At 43.8% G+C, this 24667-nt stretch carries 19 protein-coding genes and 1 pseudogene; 12 read left to right on the forward strand and 8 right to left on the reverse strand.

From position 1 onward, the window contains the following. Window positions 1–120: 120 nt before the first annotated feature. The 6 genes from PPO43_RS06425 to PPO43_RS06450 all read right to left on the reverse strand — a co-directional run bounded on the left by PPO43_RS06425 (window position 121) and on the right by PPO43_RS06450 (window position 9594). Window positions 121–1473, reverse strand: coding sequence for a M16 family metallopeptidase (locus PPO43_RS06425; RefSeq protein WP_272620986.1), 1353 nt, complete (start codon window positions 1471–1473; stop codon window positions 121–123). Further along, window positions 1473–3659: a tetratricopeptide repeat protein gene (locus tag PPO43_RS06430; protein ID WP_272620987.1), complete on the reverse strand. Its 2187-nt coding sequence runs from the start codon at window positions 3657–3659 to the stop codon at window positions 1473–1475. The genes PPO43_RS06425 and PPO43_RS06430 overlap by 1 nt, the downstream gene beginning before the upstream one ends. A gap of 551 nt (window positions 3660–4210) precedes the next feature. Next, window positions 4211–5605 (reverse strand): DUF389 domain-containing protein, encoded by a 1395-nt coding sequence (locus tag PPO43_RS06435; protein ID WP_272620988.1) that lies wholly within the window; start codon window positions 5603–5605, stop codon window positions 4211–4213. A 142-nt stretch (window positions 5606–5747) separates the two neighbouring features. Then, window positions 5748–6311, reverse strand: coding sequence for a ribosome recycling factor (gene frr / locus PPO43_RS06440; protein ID WP_272620989.1), 564 nt, complete (start codon window positions 6309–6311; stop codon window positions 5748–5750). Window positions 6312–6441: 130 nt separating this feature from the next. Next, window positions 6442–8259, reverse strand: coding sequence for an ABC transporter ATP-binding protein (locus PPO43_RS06445; RefSeq protein WP_272620990.1), 1818 nt, complete (start codon window positions 8257–8259; stop codon window positions 6442–6444). 696 nt (window positions 8260–8955) lie between these two features. Next, window positions 8956–9594 carry an N-(5'-phosphoribosyl)anthranilate isomerase gene (locus PPO43_RS06450; RefSeq protein ID WP_272620991.1) on the reverse strand — a complete coding sequence of 213 codons (639 nt, stop codon included), beginning with the start codon at window positions 9592–9594 and terminating at the stop codon, window positions 8956–8958. A gap of 129 nt (window positions 9595–9723) precedes the next feature. Here PPO43_RS06450 and PPO43_RS06455 point away from each other — a divergent pair, with 129 nt between their 5' ends. From PPO43_RS06455 to PPO43_RS06470, 4 genes are read left to right on the forward strand one after another with little or no spacing between them, the layout of a single operon-like run. Beyond that, on the forward strand, window positions 9724–10281 hold the full coding sequence (locus PPO43_RS06455; RefSeq protein WP_272620992.1) for a hypothetical protein: 558 nt from the start codon (window positions 9724–9726) through the stop codon (window positions 10279–10281). A gap of 11 nt (window positions 10282–10292) precedes the next feature. Further along, a complete protein-coding gene (locus PPO43_RS06460) occupies window positions 10293–10868 on the forward strand; it encodes a hypothetical protein (protein WP_272620993.1) in 576 nt (191 codons plus the stop codon). A 9-nt stretch (window positions 10869–10877) separates the two neighbouring features. Continuing rightward, window positions 10878–11453, forward strand: coding sequence for a hypothetical protein (locus PPO43_RS06465; RefSeq protein WP_272620994.1), 576 nt, complete (start codon window positions 10878–10880; stop codon window positions 11451–11453). A gap of 13 nt (window positions 11454–11466) precedes the next feature. After that, window positions 11467–12048, forward strand: a complete 582-nt coding sequence (locus PPO43_RS06470; protein WP_272620995.1) for a hypothetical protein — start codon at window positions 11467–11469, stop codon at window positions 12046–12048. Between the two features lie 184 nt (window positions 12049–12232). On the opposite strand, the gene dnaG is transcribed toward PPO43_RS06470, so the two are convergent. Further along, the gene (gene dnaG / locus PPO43_RS06475; protein WP_272620996.1) at window positions 12233–14284 is read right to left on the reverse strand and encodes a DNA primase; all 2052 of its coding nucleotides are present in this window, start codon (window positions 14282–14284) and stop codon (window positions 12233–12235) included. 313 nt (window positions 14285–14597) lie between these two features. On the opposite strand from dnaG, the gene PPO43_RS06480 reads away from it, so the two are divergent. The 6 genes from PPO43_RS06480 to PPO43_RS06505 all read left to right on the forward strand — a co-directional run bounded on the left by PPO43_RS06480 (window position 14598) and on the right by PPO43_RS06505 (window position 22751). Continuing rightward, window positions 14598–14780, forward strand: a complete 183-nt coding sequence (locus PPO43_RS06480; RefSeq protein ID WP_272620997.1) for a hypothetical protein — start codon at window positions 14598–14600, stop codon at window positions 14778–14780. 260 nt (window positions 14781–15040) lie between these two features. Then, entirely contained in the window at window positions 15041–17419 is a 2379-nt protein-coding gene (locus tag PPO43_RS06485) for an outer membrane beta-barrel family protein (protein ID WP_272620998.1), read from the forward strand. Window positions 17420–17664: 245 nt separating this feature from the next. Then, window positions 17665–19035 carry a radical SAM/SPASM domain-containing protein gene (locus tag PPO43_RS06490; RefSeq protein WP_272620999.1) on the forward strand — a complete coding sequence of 457 codons (1371 nt, stop codon included), beginning with the start codon at window positions 17665–17667 and terminating at the stop codon, window positions 19033–19035. Window positions 19036–19095: 60 nt separating this feature from the next. Continuing rightward, window positions 19096–21300 (forward strand): peptidase domain-containing ABC transporter, encoded by a 2205-nt coding sequence (locus PPO43_RS06495; RefSeq protein ID WP_442985435.1) that lies wholly within the window; start codon window positions 19096–19098, stop codon window positions 21298–21300. A gap of 114 nt (window positions 21301–21414) precedes the next feature. Then, window positions 21415–21720, forward strand: coding sequence for a hypothetical protein (locus PPO43_RS06500; RefSeq protein WP_272621000.1), 306 nt, complete (start codon window positions 21415–21417; stop codon window positions 21718–21720). Between the two features lie 11 nt (window positions 21721–21731). Continuing rightward, window positions 21732–22751, forward strand: coding sequence for a hypothetical protein (locus PPO43_RS06505; protein WP_272621001.1), 1020 nt, complete (start codon window positions 21732–21734; stop codon window positions 22749–22751). Here PPO43_RS06505 and PPO43_RS06510 read toward each other — a convergent pair. Next, window positions 22741–23022 (reverse strand): annotated as a pseudogene (locus tag PPO43_RS06510) (DUF2400 family protein); the annotation flags it as partial. The gene PPO43_RS06505 and the pseudogene PPO43_RS06510 sit on opposite strands and share 11 nt — an antisense overlap. A 480-nt stretch (window positions 23023–23502) precedes the next feature. On the opposite strand from PPO43_RS06510, the gene PPO43_RS06515 reads away from it, so the two are divergent. Together PPO43_RS06515 and PPO43_RS06520 are read left to right on the forward strand one after the other, a co-directional pair. After that, window positions 23503–23676, forward strand: coding sequence for a transposase (locus PPO43_RS06515; protein WP_272621003.1), 174 nt, complete (start codon window positions 23503–23505; stop codon window positions 23674–23676). 301 nt (window positions 23677–23977) lie between these two features. After that, complete coding sequence (locus PPO43_RS06520; protein ID WP_272621005.1) at window positions 23978–24625, forward strand: IS3 family transposase; 648 nt, start codon at window positions 23978–23980, stop codon at window positions 24623–24625. Window positions 24626–24667 lie beyond the last annotated feature (42 nt).

Genomic DNA, 24667 nt, shown 5'->3' on the forward strand with positions numbered 1-24667 from the left:
TAAAAAGGCCCAATCCTTTAAAGGATTGGGCCTTTTGCCATTTATACGGTCCTACAGGCGGCGAAGCCGCCGCAGGCCTAGCGATGCGAAAGGGGGCGGCGAAGCCGCAGACCAAGGCCGTTAGGCCGCAGGGCCGAGCAGACCTGCGAGCCCTGAAGCGTAGCGCCGCAGCTTGCTGCGGAGGCCCAAAAAATAACTATAAAAAACTACCTCTGTAAGTTGTTCTTTTTGGAGATAAGTTTGGGCGATGCGCATCACTTCGGAGGCGGGCATAGCTAGGGTAGCCTCTACTAATTGGTTGTAGAAACTGGCGTCTAGGCCCGATAGAATCAGCTCTTTCCAGACCGCAGAGAGATTAAAAACGCCATCGGTAGCGCTGAGGAACATCCCTAGCGAGTAATTTTTGAGCATCTGCATTTCCTCTTCGGCTACGACTTCCTCCTGCAAGCGATCTATTTCCTTATAAATTTCGGTTAAAGCGGCGGTTTTCACCTCCTTGGCCACATCCGTATAGATATAGAAATAGCCAGCGTGTCGCATCAGCTCCTCGGCCGAGTAGATGCTGTACGTATAGCCCTTATCCTCACGGAGGTTTTGCATCAGGCGAGCGCCATAATAGCCGCCCAAAAGCGTATTGGTAAAATGGAAGGCCGCATAATCGGCCGACTTTTGCGAAAGGGCGCGGCGGCCGATGCGGATAGACGCCTGTTGGCTTTCGGCCTTAATTGCGGGATAGTGAAAGGCCCCTGTTTCGGCAGCGGGCAAAACTAAGCGAGAGCCTTGAGGCTGGGGCCCTTGAGGCAGGCGACTCAGCTCCGTTTTGAGCAAGTCCATAGTTGCCACATCGGTTTTTCCGCTAACAATCACTTGGCAATTATTGGCCAAAAAGCAGCGGCGATGATGGGCTAAGAGGCGATCTCGATCAAGTGTATCATAATCCTCTGCCTCGCTATTATAGCCATAGGGGTGTTCGCTGCCAAAAAGCTTTTCGGTAAAGATGCGATAGGCTTGCAACTCATTTCGTTGAAGTTGGATGCGTAATCGCTGCTTGCTCAGCTGCTGAAATTGGTCCAGCTCTTCTTGTTCAAACTGTGGATCGAGGAGTAGATCCATAATTGCTGGCAGCAATTTGGGCAAATGCTTAGACAGGCAATAGAGGCGAATACTCAAGCTATCAAAATCGTCAGATACCTTGAGCTTGGCCCCATAAAAATCAAAGAAATCGGCCAGCTCATCGGCTGTGCGTTGGCCAGCACCGGCCTTGAGTAGGGCGGCAGTAGCTCGGGCCTGCAACTTATGTTGTTCAAACCAGCGGCCCGCCTGAAATAGCCATTCGATTTTGAGGACCTCTTGGGTGCCCATTTGCAGCTCGTGCAAAATGAGGCCATTGGCCAGTTCTTGCCGCTCGGGAGCGGGCAGAGGCAGCTGGCGAATCTGATGTATAGGGGGCCTTTGGGCCAAAATATTTTTCATTACTGTGCTTTTCTAGGATCGTAATTCGGATTGATGGCTTTCCAGCGGCGGCCATATTCTTGGGCCTTTTGCTGGGCAGCGGCTCCTCCCCCATTTTGGGCCAATTGGTTATAAGCCGCTTCTAAGTTGTAGAGAATCGCAATATTGTTAGGCATTACGGCCAAGGCCTCCTCAAAATAGCGGGCGGCCAGCTGAGGTTGTCCACCAATACCATAGGCAATCCCCATTAGGCGGAGGGTTTCAAAGTCTTGGCCATTGCTGAGGGTATAAGCCTTTTGCAATTCGGTAATCGCCTCTTGCAATTTATTGAGTCGTTGGCCCAATACTCTGGCCTTATCTCGAAGAGCGACCGTCATGTTGTTATTTACATCTGGATGCTCGGGCCGATAAACCTTTACCTGATTAAAGCAGGCGATGGCCTGATCAAAGAGCTGCAGGGCTTCTTGAGCCGCATTCTGTTGTTCCTTTAATTCTCCCATATAAATGAAGGCATTACCTTGCAATAGCCAAGCATTGGTATAGCTAGGGTGCAGCTCGATAGCCTTGGCTGCATGTCCCTGCGCCTTTTGCAAGATGCGCATTTTTTCTGCCGCCGACAATTTGGGGTCTTTAATGCGCTCTTGTAACACGCCAGAGACAGCATTGTTGAGCTTGGCGCTATTGGGCGAGACCTCTACATCTGTTGTGAAGAGGGTATAATCATCATACCAAGCGGGATTTCGATCAATGGTTTTGTAGGCATACAGGGCCGTCAAGCCCAATAAGCCAAATAGTATCGTCGAATAGTTTTTAACGCCTTCTTGATTAACGGGCAAAAGGGCCACAAGACCTAGAGCCGTCAATAAACTAAAGCCAATAGAGGGCATAAACATAAAGCGCTCAGCCATATTGGTCCCAATGGGGAAGAATAAATTGGAGACTACCGAAAAAGTAGCCGCATAGAAGATTAGCGCAAAGGCGTAGGGTTTCCGCTTGAGCAAGCCCATAAAGGCCCAAACGGCTAAACCAATATGGAACAATAAGATCAAGAGTACCCAAGGATCAGTTAGGGTTGGAATTTCATTTTTGGCCCCACGGATATGCTTGGGATAATAATCATTGGTCAATGGATGCGGAAGTACTAACAGACGGATGTATTCCCCCCAAGTATAGAGGACCGTTCCATAGCGTTCTGAATCGCTAAAGGGGACATATACCTGCGTTTTGCCATCTGCAGCAGGCGCCAATTTGAGATAGGGATCATTCATTAGTTCTACCGCTGGCTCCGTTTTGCCATCCCAACCAATGGCGGGATTGCGCATGCCAAACCAAAAGATGGCTGCAGCAGCTAAAAAGGGTAAGCTCCAAATAAGGACCTTCTCTAAGCTCATCTGCTTGCGGAAGAAGTAGAACGAAAGCGGAATCAAAACAATAAAGGGGATGGCACTTTCCTTAGAAAAGAGGGCCACAAAAAAGGCTAAAATAGCTCCGCCTCCATATACAAAGCGCTTTTTGGGCTGGTCAATGGCTTTAAGGCTCCAATAGGCCGCCAAAATAGCGCCCAGAGTGACCATAATCTCATCTCGGCCCTTGATATTGGCCACCGCTTCGGTATGTAAGGGATGAGCAGCAAAGAGAAGGGCCGTGGCAAAAGCCAAAAAGTGCAACAGCTTTTTGTCCTTCATCTGAGGATCAAAAAGGGCCATGATCCAAAGGAATAGGACCACCACCAACAAACCGTATAAAATGGCATTGATGGCATGGCTAATTCCTGGATTCCCATCATAGAGTTGTCGACCTTTTTCGTCTTTGAGCAACTGGCCCTGCGCATCCTTGGCTGGGCTGCCAAACAACTGCATTTCTAGGGCAAAGGTAGCTAGGGTAAATGGGCGATAACGTCCCCCCGCTACCAGATTGCGTTTGCCACCAAAAAAGCCCACAAAGGTATCTTCTCCCCAAATGCCTGGCATTCCCTTCAGGCCAAGACGAGTAAACTGATTTTTCTGAATCACAATACTGTCATCTACTGCATATTGATGGCCCAAGGTATTGGCATAGAGCAGAAAAGAGACAATAAATAAAAGGTAAACTTGCCAATTGGTCTTTAACCAAAAACCTGCTTTGGCCGAAATTTGCGCTTGCTCTTGCGGCTGTTGCTGCTGCTGAGATGCCGTTTTAGCCGGCTGTTGTTTTTTCTTTTTTGCCATATATCAACTAAATCCTGTCTATAAAAAAGCTCATCTACAACCAATTTGGCAATAGATGAGCTCAATATTAACAAAAAAGCAGCGCATAGAAAACATTTCCCATGCTGCAAGCATCAGAAGCCCTTGTTTTTACAGACTGCTGTTGTTTTGGGGCTGCCCCGCCCTACGGGCAGGTCGGGCTGTGTCGCAGCTCGCTGATCGCTCGGCCCTGCAGCGCTTCGCGCTTTGGTCTGGCCTGCGGCCACTGCTATCCATCCCTCAGCCTGCGGCGGCTTCGCCGCCTGTCCACCGCAGACAAAGGCCAAGTAGAAGTCCTGTCACTTCTATCCAAGAATGGCCGAGAAGTTAATTTTATGAGGGTTTTACCCCTCATTCATATATCATTGCGAAGCAATACCACTCTTGCTGTAGGTTTCAACCTACAGTAAAAGGGCCTAGCGATGTGCAGCAGTGCGGCGCAGCCGCAGACCAAGGCCGTCAGGCCGCAGGGCCGAGCAGACCTGCGAGCTGCGCAACATAGCGCAGCAGCTTGCTGCTGAGGCCCCAAATCTTTAATAAATTACCACCTCTACAGTATCTAAGCCCAATTCTAGTTGTAGATATTTGCTTAGATTTTGGGTGTATTTATCGGCTTGGCGGCTATTTTTCCAGTGGATGAGAGCCGTGGGCAAGGTATCCGTAATGACAGAATCTTGGAGTTGGCTACTTTTGACCACCTCGCTCAAGCCGATGGCCTCAATGTCTGGATAAAGCGCAGCAATTTTGCGAGAAATCTTGTCCAAATTCGCTTTATGAATAGGGTTTTGGGCCTCTTTAAGGCGAATAATCTGTTCTTGCAGATCACGGATTTGGCTCTCTCTGCTTTCAATTTCCTCCGTTTTGCGGCGATAAATCTCCTCGTATTTGCTTACATCAAAGTTTTGTTGTGGAAGATTGGTGGGCCGCTTTTCGGTAGACTGATGGATATCGAGAAAGGTATGCTCTAGTTCGTAGTTTTTCAGTTTTCGGCTAAACTCTGCAATACGTTCGGGGCTGAGTTCTTCGCCAAACATAATCACCTCAATGACAGAAGAGTCGCTGGCGTAGGTGGCCTTATACTGCAAAACCTCGCTTTTGTCTAGCATCATCAGGTTTTGGGTAACAAAGTCCTTGGCGCGACGAGTAAAAATTGCCTCATTAACCACATGAACGGCTGTAAAGATACTGGGCACTACGGTCACCACAACAATGAGCAAAATGGCCCATTTCATTTGCTTTTCCCGCTTCTTATCGAGGAACTCAATTTGAGGAAACTGCAAAGAGCGCACGACAATCATGGTGGTCAAAGCAATAAAAATTGAGTTGATAAAGAAGAGATAAAAGGCGCCCATAAAGAACTCCAGTTGGAAAGTAGCCAAGCCATAGCCCGCCGTACAAAGTGGAGGCATGAGGGCGGTAGCAATAGCCACCCCTGGAATAGCATTTCCCCGATCGCGGCGAGAGCTGGCCACAATACCAACCACCCCACCCAAAACGGCAATGAGTACATCGTAGAGCGAGGGTTGTGTTCTGGCGATTAGCTCGGCCGTTGGCTCTTTGAGCGGAGACATCAAAAAGTAGATGGCTGCTGCACCAATGCTCAAAACAATCATGAGGACTAGGTTGCGCAAAGAGTATTTAAGCGTACCAAAATCATTGGTAGCCACGGAAAAGCCCACCCCGACAATCGGTCCCATTAGGGGCGAGATAAGCATGGCCCCAATTACTACTGCCGTAGAGTTGGTATTGAGTCCAATCGAGGCGATCAAACAGGCAAAAATGAGGGCCCAAAGGTTTCCCCCTCTAAATTCAATGCTCTTTTTGACATTCTCGGTCGTTCCGGCCTCATCGGTATCCAGATGCAAGCTAAACAAGCGGGTAATCTCATCCCAAAGACGCTTGAGCAAGTAAGTAAATGTATTCGGCATACTCATAAGTTTTAAAATGGACTATCAAGATACAAAAGCGATTTAGTTTTTTGTCCCCTATAGATTCAAATAGCGACTTTGGTCACAAAAAAAGAGCAACTGAAAACCAGTTGCTCTTTTTTTTGTGGAGATCTATGAGGGTTTAAACCGTCATGAGTTCTTCTTCTTTTTTAGCAAAGATGGCATCCACCTGCTTGCTATACTTATCGGTTAGCTCTTGTACCGTTTGTTCGCTGCGCTTTCCTGCATCCTCGGGATAACCTTCTTTAACAGCGGCTTTCACATCTTGGATGGCATCGCGGCGAGCGTTGCGAATACTCACTTTGGCATCTTCAGCAAAGCCAGAAGCTTGCTTCACCAATTGCTTACGACGTTCTTCGGTAAGGGGTGGCACTACCATACGGACCACCTCTCCATCGCTTTGAGGAGTAATTCCCAAATTAGCGGCATAGAGGGCTTGCTCTACAACAGGGACCATTTTCTTTTCAAAGGGTTGAATGACGAGGGTACGAGCATCTGTTGTTTTGATGCCAGCCACTTGATTGAGTGGGGTGGGCATACCGTAATACTCTACTTTTACGTCGGCTACCATTTGAGGGGTAGCTTTTCCTGAGCGAATCTTAATGAGTTCGCGCTGAAAGTGGACAATGCTGTTTTGCATGCCTTCTTCGGCAGCTTCTAGGGCTAAATCTATATCTTCTTGCATAACTTAAAATGGTAATTATAAGGTTGTAAAGGAGCTTGTTAGTCAGGCCCCTCGCAAAGAACGCTGCTATATTACAACTTTTGGGGCTATTTTTCAATGAACTTATTTAAGAACTATGAAAAATGGGGGGTTACAAGCGCTGCAAAGCCACCAACTTCGCATAAACCCCATTTTGGGCCACTAAGGAGGCGGGGGTTCCTCTTTCTACAATTTTTCCTTCTTGCATGACTAAGATTTCATCGGCTTGTTGCACCGTAGAAAGGCGGTGCGCAATCAGCAAGGCGGTGCGCTCTTGCATGAGCTCATCTAGGGCTTTTTGTACGGCCTGTTCAGATTCGGCATCTAGGGCCGAACTGGCCTCATCTAATATCAAAACCTGAGGGTTGCGCAGTACCGCTCTAGCAATGGTCAGCCGTTGCCGCTGCCCCCCACTGAGCTTCATGCCTCGGTCCCCAATATTGGTTTGATAGCCCTCTTCTTGCTCCATAATGAAGTCGTGGGCAAAGGCAATTTTGGCCGCCGCTTCTACTTGCTCTTTGCTTACGTTGGGCAAACCAAAAACGATGTTGTTATATATGGTATCATTAAAGAGAATGGCATCCTGAGAAACCATCCCAAACAAGGCCCGCAAATCTTGTAGGCGATATGCCGAAAGGGGCTCGCCATCCAAAAGGATTTCGCCAGCCTGCGGCTCATAGAAACGGGGAAGTAAATCGGCAATAGTTGATTTTCCAGAACCCGATACGCCCACCAAGGCGATGGTTTTCCCTTTCTCTAAGCGAAAGCTCACTCCATCCAATACTTTTTGGTCCTTTTCATAACCAAACTGAATGTTCTTTACCTCTATGGCTTCTTTGAGCTGATCGATGGGCGAGGCATTGGGCTGCTCATCAATTTCTCTGGGCGCTTTGAGGATTTGGTTGAGGCGATCGGCCGCAGCTCGACCCTTTTGCACATCATAAAGGGCGGTGGCAAAGGATTTAGCGGGATCAATGATATTGTAAAACATCAGGATGAACATCACAAAGGTCGAGGCATCAAAGGCGCCATCAAAGACGAGATGTCCACCATAGAGCAAAAGGGCCGCAATGACGCAGATCCCCAAGAATTCTGTCAAGGGCGAGGAGAGGTCCTTGCGCCACTGAATCCGATTGCTCACATTCAGATAATAGCTATTTTCTTCGGCAAAACGCTCCCGCTGAAAGCCCTCGGCCCCAAAGGCTTGGATCACTCTTAATCCCCCAATGCTCTCTTCTATTTGAGAGAGGATGCGGCCCAGACTGGCCTGTGCCTTGGCCGAGTTTTTCCGCAAAACCTTACCCAATTGGCCAATAATAAGGCCCACAAAAAGGAAAAGCCCAAAAGAAAAACCCGTTAGTTCTGGACTAATATAGAGCATGACGCCCACCGAACCAATTAAGGTGAGGGGCGAACGGACCAAGGTTTCTACCGAACGCAGCACGCTCCATTGTAGCTCTTTGACATCCGAGCTGAGTCTCGACATCAAATCGCCTTTGCGCTCTTGCGAAAAGTAAGAAAGCGGCAAACTCATCAATTGGCCAAAAACGGCCTGCCGCAAATCTCTTTCGATGCCGTTCCGTACGGGAGCCATGACAAAAAGGGCCAAATAGCGGAACACATTCTTAAAAAAGAAGGCCCCAATCATGATCCCACAAACCCAAAAAAGGGCCGCAGGTCGCCCATGCTCCTGCATATACATAATCAATTCCCGATTGAAGAAAATTACCCACTGATCGCTCCAACTTGCCGTAGGATCTTGGGCGGGCAGGCTAGGCATTTCCTCCTTAAACAGAATATCGAGAAAGGGCCCCAAAAGCATTAGCGAAAAGATGCTAAAAAAGGCGGTTAGGGCATTAAAAATCACATTGAGAACGCCTAGGAAACGGTAGGGTTTCAGATAGGCTAAAACGGCTATAAATGCTTTCATTTTCAGGCCCATTTGGGCAAATTAGTGAAGACTAAATAACTGGGGTTGGGGGGCAAAGCTGCCAAAGTACAAAACAAAACGCAATAGCGACTCATGTCGGCCACTTTTTGGCCCATCCCCGCCAAGGAGTAGACGAGAACGCTATATTTCAGGATGTTTTGGGGCTGCCCACTCGCTTCGCTCGGGTCGGGCCATTGCGCAGCTCGCAGGTCTGCTCGGCCCTGCGGCGGCTGCGCCACCTTGGTCTGCCGCCTTCGGCGGCCCTGCTACAGCCCCTCAGCCGCGGGCCTTCGGCCCTTTTTAATTACAGAATAGCGCAATCCTTTTGGAGTATCCTATTTGACAGAGATCAAACCCCTTAATCCTTTTGGACTATCTATTTGACAGAGATCTAAGCCTAAGCGGCCCTATGGCCGAAGGCCAAACGGCCTAGCGATGTGCAGCAGTGGCCGTAGGCCAGACCAAGCGGGCGAAGCCCGCGCAGGGCCGAGCGAACAGCGAGCTGCGGAACGTAGCGCCGCAAGGCGAAGCCGCAGCGGAGGCCCCAAAAAATAGTGAGCTGCGACAACCAGGCTCGAAGAGGCGCCAGTTCGATGACTGAAAGGAGTAACGCCCCAAAACAGCAAACTAATTTTGAGTGAAAATGCATTCATCAAAAAATGGGAGTACAGCCCTGAGCTATACTCCCATTTTGCTTTAATCTTCCATCAAGACCTCATAAATATCGTCTAATTCATCAAAGGATTTATAGCCGACTTTTTCCTCTTCGCCTCCTTTGAGAGAGAGGCCTTTAATGCCGAGGGCCAGAATATCGTCTAGCTCTGGGGCCTCAAAGGGGAGACTCAGGCAGAGCGGATAAGTTTGGGCCAGCTCGGCTAATTGGGCTTTTTGCTGGGGGTTGAGGTCCTTCCAGTGCATATTATTGCGCTCTAGATCGAGCAGGAAGAAAGCCGTATAGGGTTGCCATTCGGCATAAGTGCTAGCCAATTGGGGGAGGTCATCTAGGGATTCTAGCACATCCTCCTTAATAATTTGGGTATGTTGGGCCAATTCTTTGGCAGCGGTCAGGCTAGAAAAGGGGCCGAGTTGAATAGCTTGCAGGCCGAGTTTTTCGATCCAGGGCAGGAGTTCTTCGGCTTGATTGAGCCCCATAAACTCCCCAACAATTTTGGGGCCGACCAGCCACTCCTTCATCGCTTTAAACTCCGTAATAGAAAGAGATTCGGCGGCATTTGGGTCGATACAAAAGCCCATATATTCCACGCCCCAAGCAGCAAAATAGCGGGCGTCGGTTAGGTTGGCCATTTGAGAGGCCTTAATCATTGTTTTTAACATGGCGGTATATTGAAGTTTGGGCAAAGGTAAGCAAGCGCTTCTATTTGTCCCATTTTGGGCCTTTGAAAATCATTTGGGGCAAGGTCTTGGTCTTGAAAATTTTCTTAAATTGAGCAAAAGCAAAAGATTATGCAAAAATTCCTATGGATCTTGTTGGTGGCCCTTCCCCTCTTTGTTTGGGGCCAAGACAAAAGGCCCGATGCCAGTTTAGATTGGGAGCGTTTTTTTATGCCTGGTGTGGGCTATACGAATTTCATTCCTCAGCACAACATGGATAGTTTGGGCTTATTTCACGGTATCAATGCCCAGATAGTGATTTTCAGCGTTGGCAATTCTGATAAGGATATGCTGGGCTATCTGCGGATAGAAGGGCGCTACAGCCAGTTGGGCAGCAGCAAAAAAGGGGGCGAGAATCTAAGTTATTGGGGGTTTTCGGCTTTGGGTTCTTTTGAGCGAGGTATTCGTCGGCATTTTATGGTGCCTTATTATGGTTTGGAGCTAGGCGGCATATCGAGAAGTTCGGCAGAGCAGGGCTTTCAGTTTAGTCCAGTTTTGGGTTTTAATATCTATCAGGCCGAGCGAGTTTTGGTCCATATTCAGGCCCAATATCCTTATGTAAACAACAGAGAATTTGATCAGTACAGTGGTCTTCAACTTCAGGCGGGCGTTTCGGTGGCCGTTTGGTAAATCCCCTATTTATGCGATTATATTTATTGTTGCTTCTTCTGTTTAGTAGCTGGGCCTTACAAGCTCAGCAGCAAGATAGTTTAGCCATTTGTAAAGTGCTTCCAGATTATTCATGGGAGGCTTATGCGATTCCTGAAATAGGCTATGATTTTTATATGCCACTCAATGATAGTTTGGGCAATGCTTATCATGGCCCAAGTTTTCGATTTAACTTCTATCAATATAGTTATGATGACGAGACCTGGGGGCCCGCCTACTTAAATATGTATGTTCGTCTGCAGCGTTTATACGAAACTCAAAAAGGCATTAGTCAGCAATTTTTGTGGGGACTTGGTGCAGAGTTTTCCTTTGAGACAGGCCTATATCGCTCTTTTTTCGTGCCTTATTTTGGGGCCGATTTAGGAAATATGGGCCGCTCTGATTTGGGCAACAGCTTTCAATTTAGCCCTGTTCTTGGCCTTAATATTATACATAATAAGCGTGTTTCTTGGCGCATCAATAGCCGCTATACCTTTGCTACAGGCGAGCACAATAGTTCGCTTAGTGGTTGGACCGTTGGTAGCAGCATACAGCTCAACTTTTGGTAAAATTAGTCTATGCGCTACCTATTTATCTGGCTGTTGAGTCTGCCCTTTTCGCTTTGGGGACAAGAGGCAGAGTTTCCCTTTCTCTTGGCGCCAAATTTAGGCTATGATGTTTTTATTCCTAGCCAATATCAACAATATGGCGGCTTTGATGGCCCTCGTATAGGCTGCGTTTTTTATTCCTATACCGAAGATTTCGAGGGCAAAAATCGCCCTGCCCAGCAAGCCTATTCACTCCATTTCAGCTTTTTGAGGAGCTCTAAAATTCCTCAAGAGCGGCTCTTTGTCTTTAGTTTAGGCGGGCGTTTCTCTTTCGAGAGCCATTTTGATCGCAAGTATTTGTTGCCCTATTATGGTTTGGAGGCAGGAGGATTGAAGAGGAGCCCCAAAAAGATGGCTTTGCATATTTCTCCTCTTTTGGGCCTAGAACTCTGGCATCATCGGTCCTTTGCCCTTTATGCCCAAGCCAAATATTTACAGGCGATGAGCATAGACAGCAAAACGCAGTCGGGCCTGCATCTAGAAGTTGGAGCATACATCAAGATCATTTATTATCAACCGATCAATTTCAAGCTTGAAATTCTTTAATCCCTATTGCCTTATGAAAATGCTTTCTTTTCTGCTTTTGCTGCTCCTCCCCTATTGGGCCAATGCCCAAGAGCAGGTCAATAAACGTCCCCAAAAAGAATATTTGGAAGAGGGGCCCCGCCTTTTTGCCCCCGCCCTTGGCTACAATACTTTTTTCCCGATCCAATACGAGCAAACGGGGCCTTTTCATGGTCCTTCTTTTGGATTTGAATTCTATAACCAAACAATGGAAGGAGGCGATGGCTCTCCAGCCCAACTCGCCTTTTTTTGCCAATTTAGCCAACTGCAAAGCCTAGAACAAAGCAATAGCCGCATGTTGCTCATCAGTTTTGGGGGACGATTTTCTTTTGAAACGCAGCTTAGCCGTCGCTTTTTCTTGCCCTTTTTTGGGCTAGAGTTTGGCGGGGTCGCCCGCAATGATGTCAATTGGGCCCCTCAACTAAGTCCCTTTTTGGGCCTAGAAATTTATCATGGAAGAAATTGGACTTGGGAGCTCAAAGGCAGCTATACCAATGCCCTGAGCGCCGATATGCGCCAACTAAGCGGGGGACTGCTGCACACGCATATCTATATCAATTTATGGGAAGTAGATTAGGATTTGGGGCCTCCGCTGCGGCTTCGCCTTGCGGCGCTACGCTTCAGGGCTCGCAGGGCTGCTCGGCCCTTCGGCCTGACGGCCTTGGTCTGCGGCTTCGCCGCCCCCTTTCGCATCGCTAGGCCATTTGTCTGCAGCCTAAAGGCCCGGCCGCCGAAGGCGGCAGGCCCCAAAAAAATAATCATCAACGTAAAATAACCGTCTTTAACTGAGCGGCTAGTTCGGTTTGTTGGGCCTTGAGCTTTTGGTGAATTTTGAGGTGCAGAATGAGGTCCTCCATTTTGTCGGGCTGGCTTTGGAGCTGCTTAATCTGCTGTTGGTTTTCGGCCAAAAGGCGCTCTTGTTTGTGAAGTTTAAAGCGTAGAATGCCACTTTTGGCATCGGCCACATGGTTTTGCTCGGGCATTTCTTGGGAGTTGAGGTAGACATTTAGGCGTTCCCAGCCGGGCGAATAAATATAGGGATCGGCCAATAAATTGATGGCCAATTGGGCCAGTTCGGCCTTGGGATGTTGAGTGAAATACTGGGAATTGATAGGCTCGCCTTCGTCCAAGCGCTCAATACAAAGCTCGATAATTTCGGCATAAAGGGGGTGATCAAACTCAGCCAGGAGTTCGCCCATATCGAGCAGAATAAACTCGGCCAAAGTATCGGCTTCTTCGGTATCGGGCCAGGCTCTATCGCCAAAATTGATCAGCAGGCGCAAAATATCTTTTTCTTGAAAATGGCCTAAAACGGGGGCGGGTCCGGTTTGTTGGTCTGTTTTGGGGCCGGCTATATTTTCGGGTCCAAATTCATCTTGGCCATCGGGTCCAAACTGGTCCTCCTCCATAGGCGGGGGCAATTCGCCTGGGGCCAACTGTTGAAACTCTTGGCCTCTTTGTTGGCGGCGGGCTTGTTGGCGTTCTTCTCTGCGGGCATCTTTTTCGGCATCAGCTTGTGCTTTAGCAATGCGTTTATTCACCTCGACATGGAGAATTTGCTCACTAATTTCGAGTCTTTGGGCGCAGCTGCGGACATAAGTGGCTCGTTTGAGGCTATCGGGAATTCTGGCGATACTGCCCACGATATCTTGTAGTAATTCGGCACGGGCCAGGGGGTCATCTGCCTTATCCTCCAGCAAAAGATTCATCTTAAAGAGGATAAAATCGGTCGCCTGTTGTTCTAGATACGCTCTAAAAGCCTTGAGGCCCACCTTCTGCAAGTAAGAATCGGGATCTTCGCCTTCGGGGACCAGGACCACCTTAGCGTTCATATCTTGCTCTAGAATCAGATCGAGTCCACGCAAAGCGGCCTTAATTCCCGCCTTATCACCATCGTAAAGTAGGGTCAGATTAGGCGTATAGCGTTTGACCAATTGGATTTGGCCGGGGGTGAGCGAGGTCCCCGAAGAGGCCACCACATTTTCGATACCTGCTTGGCTGAGGGCCAGCACATCCATATAGCCCTCCACCATATAGCACTCCTTAGCTTTGACGATAGCTTGGCGGGCTTGGTAAATTCCGTAAAGGATTTTGGACTTTTGGTAAATATCGGATTCGGGCGTATTGAGATACTTGGGTTGTTTCTTATTGTTGCCCAGCATTCGGCCGCCAAAGCCGAGAACTTTTCCCGATAAATTATGGACCGGAAACATGACGCGGGTTCTAAAGAAATCATTGCCGTATTGGGTGGCGAGTCCAGCTTTTTGGAGTAGTTCTAAATCGTAGCCTTTTGCTTTTGCGGTTTGTAGAAGGTCGCTATTTCGGCCATTGGCAAAGCCTAGCCCAAAGCGGTCGATTGTTTTTTGCAGCAGGCCTCTTTCCTTAAAATACGAAAGGCCTACCGAGCGGCCGTAATCCGTTTGCATTTGGGCAGCAAAATGCTTTTGTGCAAAGTCGTTGATAATATAGAGGCTATCGGCCAGGCGTTGTTGTTCCTTATATTCCTCGGAGCTTTCCTCCTCTTCAATTTCGATATTATAGCGTTGGGCCAAAAAGCGGAGGGCCTCGGGATAGGAAAGGGTTTCGTGTTCCATGACAAAATTCACGGCATTTCCGCCAGCGCCACAGCCAAAGCACTTATAAATGCCTTTGGCTGGAGAAACCGTAAAAGAGGGCGTTTTTTCGCCATGAAAGGGGCAGAGACCGATCAGGTTGGCCCCTCTTTTTTTGAGGTGGACAAAATCGCCTACCACATCTTCAACCTTTACGGTATCGAAGATTTCTTGAACCGTCTTTTCTGAAATGTACCCCATCTACTGCTCCTTTTTTTGCAAAAGTACAGCTTTTTGGGGGAAGAAAGTCATTTCAGTTAGGAGGCTTCCACTTAAAAGCAAGTTTTCTAAAATCTATTATTTTTTATAAAAAATTAGATTTAAAAATCGATCAAAGTATTTACAGACAACAGCTAGGATAAAAATACTTAAACTCATCAAAAAATGTGACTACCTAAAAAACACATTAAAAATAAGTCTAAATAACATCAGGCATTAAAAATAAATCAAAGGATTGATTTAAAATTAAAAAAGTGCTATACTTGCCATTATTTTACTTTAAAACTTTATTTCCATGAAGAATTCAAATTTAAAGAAGGCTTTAAAGACTCTTAAACAAAACCAAGACATCGAAATCATCAATCCTGAGACAGTGAAAGGTGGTGCTGAAGGTTGTGGCACAAAAACAGTTAATTGTGGCACAAAGACTACCTGCATCATCAAATTTAGAGATGTCGTATTAGAGCCCAAAGGATAGTCTATCTTTAGATTCTAATGCTGAACTCATGAACAAGCAACTATCCTTATACTTGAGGGCGAATTTTCGTTTCTTTTCGGGTATTCTTCCCCAGGATAGTCTACTATTATCCTAGACAAGGATGCCTATATAAAGGGTTAAAATTGTCGTTCTAATGTAATTAAGGATATTGCTCTAAGTGAATTCATTTAACTAAGTGTGGTAAGACTTACAAATGTGAGTCTTGCCACATACTTTTTTATTAAACTTTGTTGTCCACCATGGTTAAAAATGTACTTCTACACCTATTTGCTTCTATTTTAATTATCCCTATGAGTATAGGGCAAATCATTTCTGGACAATTATTCACAGAAGAAGCAGAGCCTATGAACTTTGCCCTAGTTTACCTTTATCAGGTAGATGGAGCGCTAATCAATGGTGGGTTTCCAGATGAGAATGGGCAGTTTAAGTATGAAGATTTGGCTCAGGGCTATTATAAAATAGCTATAGATGGTGGGGTAGGGTTTAAGAGTTATGAGTTTGACTCTTTATTGGTGAGTGATAGTATTTCCGTAAATCTTGGTTCATTGACGATAGAATATGCGGAAGGAGTAATTGTTGAGGCTAAAAAAGTAAAGCCTGTTTTAGAGATTGATGTAGACAAAACTATTTTGAATGTAGCGGATAATTCTTTGTCTACTTTTCCGTCTACAGCGCAAGTTTTAGCTTTAGCTCCTGAGGTGAGTGTACAAAATGGGGCCATCTCGGTTTTGGGTAAAGGAAACGTTCGTATTCTCATCAATGGCAAGCGGACCAATTTAAAGTTAGAGAACATTCAGCCCAACACTATTTTGGCCATAGAAATCATCAGTAATCCCTCTGCCAAATATGATGCAGAGGTGGATGCAGTAATCAATATCTTATTGAAGAAGGGGACTTTAGAGGGAGTACAGGCTACAGTTTACAGTAAATACACACAGGGAATATATCCGAGAACTGATCTTGGTGCCTCCATTAATTATAACAAGAATAAGTTTAGTGCTAATCTTAATGCGGGCTATGACTACAATAAAATTCAATCAGTAACAAAAGGCCAGAGAGCCTTTGAAGTTAGTTTACCCTATTATTATTCTAATACGTATTTACAGCAAGACCAATGCGCGAATAACTTCTATGTCAATGCTGATTTGAGTTGGAATTTTGGGCCACAGCATCAATTGACTCTATCGGGGGAATATTCTACCAACAATGCTCCTGCGGAGCAAAATGTAACTAATCAAAGTGATTATTTTGGTGGAGATCCAACTGTTTCTTTAAGTACTGCCGATTCCTTCTTACAGAATCAAACCCATACTCAAAGTCAGTCTAATAACTACCAGGCCCAGCTCAATTACCATAATCAATTCAGCGAACATTGGGGGATGACCGCTGCTATAAACTATATGCAGCTTCAACCATTGAGTTTTAGTCAGTATAATTTTGATTTTATCAATCAACTTGATCCTGTCCAAAGTTTTAATTTCAGTTATCAGTTGGCCGATACGAGTCGGGCTAAACTGCTCATTAGTCAGCTAGATTTTGATTGGAATAAAAATGCGCATAGCATTTCCTTTGGGGCCAAGCGTAGTTACATTAACAGTTACTATAGTCTCTTTTTTAAGAACAACGACATCAATTTTACGGGAGAAGACAACCAATTTGAGTACGACCAAAGTATTTATGCTAGTTATATAAGCTGGAAATCCTCTTGGAAGCGATGGCAGTGGAACTTAGGTATGCGGGCAGAGTATAGTGATTTGGCAGGAGCCGACCGTTTGGGGCTGGCTAGCCAACAAAAGCGTTTTGATTTATTTCCTTCTGCCTCTGTTCTTTGGTTCAAATCCAATAAGCATATTTTTCGATTTGCTTATAGTAAGTCGATTCAGCGGACAGGTTTCTTTGACCGCAGTCCTTATCGATATTACACCGGTTTGTACACTCAATTTCTGGGGAATCCCAATCTTCGTCCACAAATTACACATAGCGGAAGTTTGAGTTATATTCTGAATGGCCAGTTTATGTTTACCCTTTTTCAGAATGAAATGATTGACTATATCAATCAAATTTCTGAGCGAGAAGGCAGTTTAGAGACCTTTCAAAACATCAACTTTCAGAATTCAACCTTTGGGCTTTCTATTGGGGGGCAACTGCCGCTAAAGAAATATGGGCAGCTTAGCTTTAAGGTTAGTCCAACAGGAATTTATAGCCGCGGGATGGCCCAGGGAGAAAACTTCAAGACCTTATCCTTTAACACCAACTGTTATTTGATGCATAGTTTTAGTCTTTGGAACTGGATGCAGATGGATATTGTGGCTAATTATAGTTCTCCTATGGCAATAGCCATTTATGAGAGCAAGCATCTTTTTTATATGGACATCAATCTGCGCAAGCGTTTTTTGCAAGACAAACTATCTGTATCGCTTTATCTAGCTGATATTTTTGGGACCAATGTAGAGCGCAATAGCGTTGATTTTTATCAGCAGAAAATGCAGGTTAAGCATTATCGAGATGTACAGACCCTGACACTTTCGTTGCAGTATAACTTTAATTATGGCCGTGAACGAGATATTTTTTCCGTAGAAACTATGGATGAAAATACATTAGATCGGGTAATAAAATAAGTTGTGCTAAAATTTTCTTGCGGTTTGCAGGTGGCGAAGCCACCGCAGGCTGAGGGATGGGCAGCAGGGCCGCCAAAGGCGGCCGACCGAGGTGCTAGAAGCACCGAAGGGCCGAGCGATCAGCGAGCTGCGAGACAGCCCGACCCGACTGTAAGGAGGGGCAGCCCCTAAAAAATAAGAGCCTCACTTACATAAGCAGTTGTAATTCCTAATTTATTCCTTCATCTTAATTTACATTATACGATATGAGCTATTATAAAATTTCCAAATACCTTGTTGTCACGGATGTGTTAGAAACGGCTTCAGAAGCACCTTTAAGAATAATTTATGCTACGAGAACGGGAAAAGCTATTTCGATTAAGGAAGAAATTTATCAGCATTTATTGAAAGGTGATTTTGGGGCGATTCCTTCTAATTATCTATCCTTTTTGATTCAAAGTATGGTTATTGTTCGTTCTAGTGAAGATGAGCTAGCGAGTATTTTGGCTGAGAATGACTTGGGTATAGAGAGCGGTACGACACTTTCTTATACTATACAACCTGGAGCGAACTGTCAGTTGGGTTGTGATTATTGTGGACAGGTACATAGTGACAAAATGATGTCTGAGGCGCATCAGGAAAAAATGCTTGCGCGAATTTTGTCGAAGGTAGAGTCTAGGCATCAGGAGTTAGCGATTAGTTGGTATGGGGGGGAGCCGATTATGGCCATGAAGCAGATTCGCAGTTTGACAGCAAGATTAAAAGATATTGCCAAAGAGCACAACTTGCATTATAGTGCGAGTATGGTGACCAATGGAGTTGGTTTAAAAGAGCGCGTTTTTGTAGAATTAGCAAGAGATTTTGATGTTACTTATTTTCAGATTACGTTAGATGGGACGGCGGAAGAGCATGATCAGCGAAGATTTACGAAGAAAGGGGGAAAAACTTTTGATGTAATCATAAAAAACATCTTAGCGGTTACGAGTCATCCGATTTATAAGGAAAAAAACTGTAATATTACGATTCGATGTAATATTAATCATGCGAATAAAGACAATATAAAATCTTTAGTTTGGGAATTAGCAGCATTAGAGCTACAGGATAAAATAACCTTTGATTTTCAGCCAGTTACTGACTGGGGCGACAACAACGCATCTGCTGGATCGATGACGAAAGAAGAGTATGCGGAGTATGAGATTGAGCGGATTATTGAAGCCATTCAGTTAGGGTTTAAGTATGCGCAATTTATTCCGGCGAGGAATAAAAAAGTTTGCATGGTAGTAGATGAAAAATCGGAAGTATTTGATGCTTATGGTAACATTTACTCTTGCTGGGAGCTTCCGTATACTCCTTTATATGAGAATACAATTTACCAGTATGGCCATTTAGATAAAGCCGAGGAAGAATTCCAGCGAGATCCTATGAGAGATTGGAACAAAAACATTCCTCATTCAGATGCTTGGTGTAAGAGTTGTAAATTTTTGCCTGTATGTGGTGGTGGTTGTCCTCAGAAGTGGTTAGAAAAGACAGCTGCTTGTCCATCTTTCAAATTTAACATTGAAGATCGTTTAGTCTTAGAATATCTGTACAAGCAGAATAACAATCTGAGTGAGTTACTCTCAGAGGCTGTGGATTAGAGTTAAGTCATTCTGCAGGCTAATCATTTGCTATCTTTCCATTCGTTAGTGCGTTTAATTATGTTTAACAAATTTCCTTTTTACCCTCAATTTGATGAGATGGACTGTGGTCCTAGTTGTCTCAGAATGATTGCAAGATACTTTGGGAAAACATATAGTATAGATTATTTAAGAGAGCAATCTTATATTACAAAAGATGGAGTTAGCTTAAGGGGGATTAGCCAGGCGGCAGAAACTATTGGTATGGAGGCTCTTTCTGTAAAACTTAGCCTAGAAACGCTCATAGCAGAAAAGCTAACGCCAGTCATTTTGCATTGGAATCAAAATCACTTTGTTGTTTTATACAAAATAAAGCGAAGTTATTCGGGCAAATATATTTTTAAAGTTGCAGATCCTAGGTATGGTTTAATTTCCTTGCAACAAGAAGTTTTTGAAGAAAACTGGAAAAAAGGAGCGGATAAGGGGATTGCGCTTATCCTCAATCCAACAGATAAATTTTTTAGTCAATCATTAGAGGTTGTAGAACAAAAGAAAGCCTCTGTATGGGGGCTAGCTCGTTATGTTTCACCTTATAAAAAAGACATTGCTCAATTATTTGTTGGCCTAATTGGCGGGAGTTTAATCACACTTACTCTTCCATTTATGACACAACTATTGGTAGACCGTGGAGTTGCTTTCAAGAGCTTAAACATCATCTACTTAATCTTAATTGGGCAATTTTTTTTATTCCTAGGGGCTTCCTTTATAGAAATCATCAAAAACTGGATTTTATTATACATTGGGAGTAGAACGAACATTTACATTCTCTCTAATTTTTTGTCTAAGCTAATGAGACTTCCTCTTAAGTTTTTTGACAGCAAACGAATTGGAGATTTCATTCAACGAATGGAAGATCATAATAGGATTGAGCATTTTCTTACTTCTCAGAGTTTACTTACCCTCTTTTCTATTATCAACCTACTTGTATTCTCTTTGATTTTGGCCTATTATAATTTGAGCATTATTGCCATTTATTTTGGGTTCACGACGCTAGCTATTCTATGGATGTTTCTTTTTCATGCCAAACGTAGATTACTAGATTTTACCAACTTTGCTTATCGAGCGGAGAATCAAGATTCAATTTATGAGTTGTTGCATGGCATGCAAGAAATTAAGCTCAATAATCTACAAGATTATAAAAGAGAACAATGGGAAAACATCCAAATTAAGCTCTTTAATAACAACATCTCTATATTAGCTACAGACCAATACCAGCTTACTGGCTACCAATTTATTAACCAATTTAAAAATATCTTGGTTACGTTTATTGCTGCCCAACAAGTCGTACTTGGAAATATTTCTTTGGGAGCGATGCTGAGTATTATTTACATTGTGGGGCAAATGAACAGCCCTATAGAGCAACTGATTACTTTTTTTAGATCACTACAAGATACTCAACTCAGCCTTGAACGCTTAGAGGAAATTCATAGAAAACCTGATGAAGAACAGGATAATCAGGTTCATGAAATCCCCCAAACACCTCATAAAGAGGGAATTCAAATTACTGAACTCACCTTCAGATATGAAGGTCCACAATCTCCTGCTGTTTTACACCAACTCAGTTGCTTTATTCCTCAAAATCAAACAACTGCCATTGTTGGTGCTAGTGGTAGCGGTAAAACTAGCCTAATTAAGCTGCTCTTAAAATTTCAAGAGGCTCCAGATAATAGCATTCTTGTTAATGGCTTAGATTTAAATAAATTATCGCCTCAAAAATGGCGGGGCAACTGCGGTGCAGTGATGCAAGAAGGTTTTATTTTTTCTGATACTATTGCCCGAAATATAGCCACTAATGATATTCAGTTTGACCCAGACCGATTATCACATGCTATAAAAATGGCTAATCTAGAAGGCTATATTCAAAAACAGCCTTTAGGTATAAATACCAGTATTGGTCAAAATGGAAATGGGCTAAGTGGTGGAGAAAAACAAAGAATACTCATTGCTCGAGCTATTTATAAAGACCCTCAATATCTTTTCTTCGACGAAGCTACCTCCGCTTTAGATGCCGCTAATGAAAAGATTATTATGACGAACCTCAATCACTTTTTTACGAATAAAACAGTAGTTGTGGTGGCCCATAGACTGAGCACCGTAAAAAATGCACACCAAATTATTGTGTTAGACCAAGGAGAAATTGTTGAAGTAGGCAACCATACAGAGCTAACTGCAAAAAAAGGAACCTACTTCCACTTAATTAAAAACCAATTAGAACTTGGTAATTAAATGATACATAGTACAGATAGCCTACAAGATAAGTTACCTAAACCCCATTGGATACTAAGGTATAGCTTCTTATTTATATTTTTAATTATTGGGTTAATAAGCACAACACTATACTTGATTAAAGTCCCCAATTATTTACAAGTAGAATTATTCGCAAAAAAAGATAACGACCAGTTGATCGCTGTTTGTCCACCCCATAAATGGCTAGAGGAACAAGAAAGCCTCTCTATTATCTTAGAAAATGGCCAGCAGTACCTGTTCCAAATTAAAAAGTTTACCCATGAACAACATACTACTCATCTAACCCTCTCTAGCGAGCAACTAGATGCTCAACGCTTTCTAAAACAAGAGTATATCTCTATTGGGAAGGTGGCACTACCTAGCCAACCTCTTATATTCACTCTATTTCCTAACAATTAAGCTATTTCACCATGATTGCTTCACCCATTGACCTCATCGCTGAACTTAAATATTACCTAGATACTCATCATAATATCGAAAAAGATTCTCGCTATGCTGGCAACAAACATGTTTTTGAAGTTTGTATCGAAGAACTTGAAGATCGCCTTAGTATTGATGAAAAAATGATCCTTATGGATCTACATCTTTGCTATACAAATTCTCTAGCAGCTGCAAGAGAAAATGACTTAGGAACAGCTCAATTTTGGCTGAATAATGCCAAGCAAATCCCCCCTTTCGAGCAACCAATTCTCCAAATGCTCGTCGACCTGAATCACTTGCCCGCCCTCGCTTTTTACTTATACAAAGACCAACAGTTTGATGAAGCCATTGACTTACTCCAAAAAACTATAACTATTTCTGGCCTTTTCCAAGAAGAATCTGGCATCGACTATATCGTCTGGGGACAAATGGAAGATTATATAAATATTTTTAGAGTCCACTGTACCAATAAAAACACAGAACAAGCACTCCTTTACGCTTCCGCAATTCTTAAAGCAATTGCCTGTCTTGAACTTAGCCCTGGTTTCCTAGAAGACGTTTCTCTCGATGTTCTTAAAAAAGCAGAAATCAATTTTATTAACTATGCCACTAATGACATTATCAAAAGACTCCTGTTCTCTACAGAACTACCACTAAAAACTATTCTCGAAAAGGTGTTTTTCCCCCTCATCTACACTGAAAATGCCAAAGAATGCCCCAATGAAGGCTATATCGAGACCCTAAAAGTGCTTGAAGCTATCGCTAATGCTAATTTTGATCAAGCTAAGGAGTTGTTGCAATTTGACCCCCTACAGTTTCACAAACAAGCTCACTTACTTCAATTTACACTGATTGAGTTTCTAATTCCCTTCCTGAAAAATCAAGCCGATGCTGAAATGAAAAATGCCTTGGCCCAACAAATCAACGATTATTATCTGCAAGAGCTGATGATTCAACCAATGATTCTGCAAAAATACTCTGGCTTAGACTATACTCCTTCTATAGCCTAAACTCCCCCTCTACCCCCATCCCAAATAAAGCAAAATCATACTTTGCAGGATCTTCAGCACAAAGCGCTCTAGCAGCTTGCCCCAACTCCAAACAAGCCGCCCAATCGTCTTTTTCTCGCTGCAAAAGCCCCAAGGCCCTCGCCTGCCGACCGACATGCACATCTAATGGAAGCAGTAGTTGCGCAGGCGAAATTTGCCGCCAAAGCCCAAAATCTACCCCCGCCTCATCTCGGCGAACCATCCAACGCAAAAACATATTTAAACAGGCGGTTTAGATGGTATTTTTTACGTAAAACGGCCTTAGTATAAATTGTTTTCTAATTGCATCTGTAGTAAATTATCCTTATTTTTGTAGTTGTAATACAAACAATTATAAAGAAGAAGTATATAGTTCCTACACTTAAAATAGCTCCTACAGAAAGCGATTATGATTTTTTAGAGGTTGATGTCTATGATGTTGAGGGAAAATTATCCAAAATTGAATTTGATAAACTTTCCCTATTGCATAGAAGTTTCATACTGGGGGCAGCAGGATTTGGGAAGTCTCGCTTACTTCAAGATATTTATGAATATTTCTGTAATAAAAATCAATCAACTGTTATACTTGATTTAAAGAAGGTTAAAGTATAGTATAAGTGAATATATCCAATCCTCAGAGACTTTAAAGAAAATTTCTGACGATTTTGACTAATCACCCCCCAAAAAAGCCAACCGTTTAGTAAGCTAACAGAAAAAGTGTAACTTAGGACTTATGAAAAGAAGAAGATTCACATCAAAGTTTAAGACAAAAGTTGTATTGGAAGCCCTAAAAGAGCAGTCGAGTTTGGCAGAGCTAGGGCAAAAGTACGAGCTTTCCCCACAGCAAATAAGCAATTGGAAGTCCGCTTTTTTGGCTGGAGCCGAAGAAGTATTTAGCCTTGGCTGAGAAAAGAAGAAGGCAGAAGCGACAGAAAAAGAGGCAAATTTGCTCCGTACGATAGGAGAACTAAAAGTGGAGGTAGATTTTTTAAAAAAAGCCTTGGAGTAAAAAGCTCAAAAGAGAAGCGGGAAAAAGTAGACCCCAACCACCCAATCCTGAGCATTCGCAAGCAATGTAAAATACTGGGGATCAATCGTTCAGTAGTATATTACAAGCCAGTTCCACAAACTGCATTGAACTTGATGCAATTGATGGATGAGCACTATTTGCAACATCCAGACAAGGAGCAAAACGAATGCATACTTAGTTGACAAAAGATTTGGGTTACCAAGTTAATATAAAGCGAATAGAACGCTTATATTATAAAATAATGGGGTTGCGGTCTATTTTGCCTGGTCCTCATACTTCAAGGCCAAATAAAGGAGCTGGTCACCAAATATATCCTTACCTATTGAGAGGATTAAAAGTTGCTCGATCCAATCAGGTTTGGGCGATAGATACCACCTATACACCAATGCCTCAGGGGTTTATGTATTTGGTAGCTATAATAGATATTTATAGTCGCTATGTAGTTTCATGGTCTATTTCGAATACAATGACGAGCGAATGGTGCCGATCTGTTTTGGAAGAAGCTATTGAGAAACATGGGCAGCCAGAAATTTTGAATACAGATCAAGGTAGTCAATTTACGGCCAGTGTATTTACAGAACATGTTATAGATCAAGCGATTAAACTGAGTATGGACGGCAAAGGTCACCGTATAGACAACGTTTTTATTGAACGTTTGTGGAGGTCTGTAAAATATGAAGACATCTATATTAAGGAATATAAAAATGGTTGGGAGCTGCAAGTAGGAGTTAAAGCTTATTTTCAATTTTATAATAAAGAAAGACGACATCAAGGAATCAATGATGAGCTTCCAGAGGAGCGATATTTTTCTTCAAAACTAGCTTGATTTTGGTCTGGCTGATAGGGGGCGGTATACACTAAAAATTGG

The sequence above is a fragment of the Saprospira sp. CCB-QB6 genome (genome assembly GCF_028464065.1).
Taxonomy (GTDB): domain Bacteria; phylum Bacteroidota; class Bacteroidia; order Chitinophagales; family Saprospiraceae; genus Saprospira.

Bases quoted from the DNA above. Each gene is read 5' to 3' on its own strand.
- PPO43_RS06425 (WP_272620986.1), bottom strand. From the start codon at position 1,473: ATGAAAAATATTTTGGCCCAAAGGCCCCCTATACATCAGATTCGCCAG.
- PPO43_RS06430 (WP_272620987.1), bottom strand. From the start codon at position 3,659: ATGGCAAAAAAGAAAAAACAACAGCCGGCTAAAACGGCATCTCAGCAG.
- PPO43_RS06435 (WP_272620988.1), bottom strand. From the start codon at position 5,605: ATGCCGAATACATTTACTTACTTGCTCAAGCGTCTTTGGGATGAGATT.
- frr (WP_272620989.1), bottom strand. From the start codon at position 6,311: ATGCAAGAAGATATAGATTTAGCCCTAGAAGCTGCCGAAGAAGGCATG.
- PPO43_RS06445 (WP_272620990.1), bottom strand. From the start codon at position 8,259: ATGAAAGCATTTATAGCCGTTTTAGCCTATCTGAAACCCTACCGTTTC.
- PPO43_RS06450 (WP_272620991.1), bottom strand. From the start codon at position 9,594: ATGTTAAAAACAATGATTAAGGCCTCTCAAATGGCCAACCTAACCGAC.
- PPO43_RS06455 (WP_272620992.1), top strand. From the start codon at position 9,724: ATGCAAAAATTCCTATGGATCTTGTTGGTGGCCCTTCCCCTCTTTGTT.
- PPO43_RS06460 (WP_272620993.1), top strand. From the start codon at position 10,293: ATGCGATTATATTTATTGTTGCTTCTTCTGTTTAGTAGCTGGGCCTTA.
- PPO43_RS06465 (WP_272620994.1), top strand. From the start codon at position 10,878: ATGCGCTACCTATTTATCTGGCTGTTGAGTCTGCCCTTTTCGCTTTGG.
- PPO43_RS06470 (WP_272620995.1), top strand. From the start codon at position 11,467: ATGAAAATGCTTTCTTTTCTGCTTTTGCTGCTCCTCCCCTATTGGGCC.
- dnaG (WP_272620996.1), bottom strand. From the start codon at position 14,284: ATGGGGTACATTTCAGAAAAGACGGTTCAAGAAATCTTCGATACCGTA.
- PPO43_RS06480 (WP_272620997.1), top strand. From the start codon at position 14,598: ATGAAGAATTCAAATTTAAAGAAGGCTTTAAAGACTCTTAAACAAAAC.
- PPO43_RS06485 (WP_272620998.1), top strand. From the start codon at position 15,041: ATGGTTAAAAATGTACTTCTACACCTATTTGCTTCTATTTTAATTATC.
- PPO43_RS06490 (WP_272620999.1), top strand. From the start codon at position 17,665: ATGAGCTATTATAAAATTTCCAAATACCTTGTTGTCACGGATGTGTTA.
- PPO43_RS06495 (WP_442985435.1), top strand. From the start codon at position 19,096: ATGTTTAACAAATTTCCTTTTTACCCTCAATTTGATGAGATGGACTGT.
- PPO43_RS06505 (WP_272621001.1), top strand. From the start codon at position 21,732: ATGATTGCTTCACCCATTGACCTCATCGCTGAACTTAAATATTACCTA.
- PPO43_RS06515 (WP_272621003.1), top strand. From the start codon at position 23,503: ATGAAAAGAAGAAGATTCACATCAAAGTTTAAGACAAAAGTTGTATTG.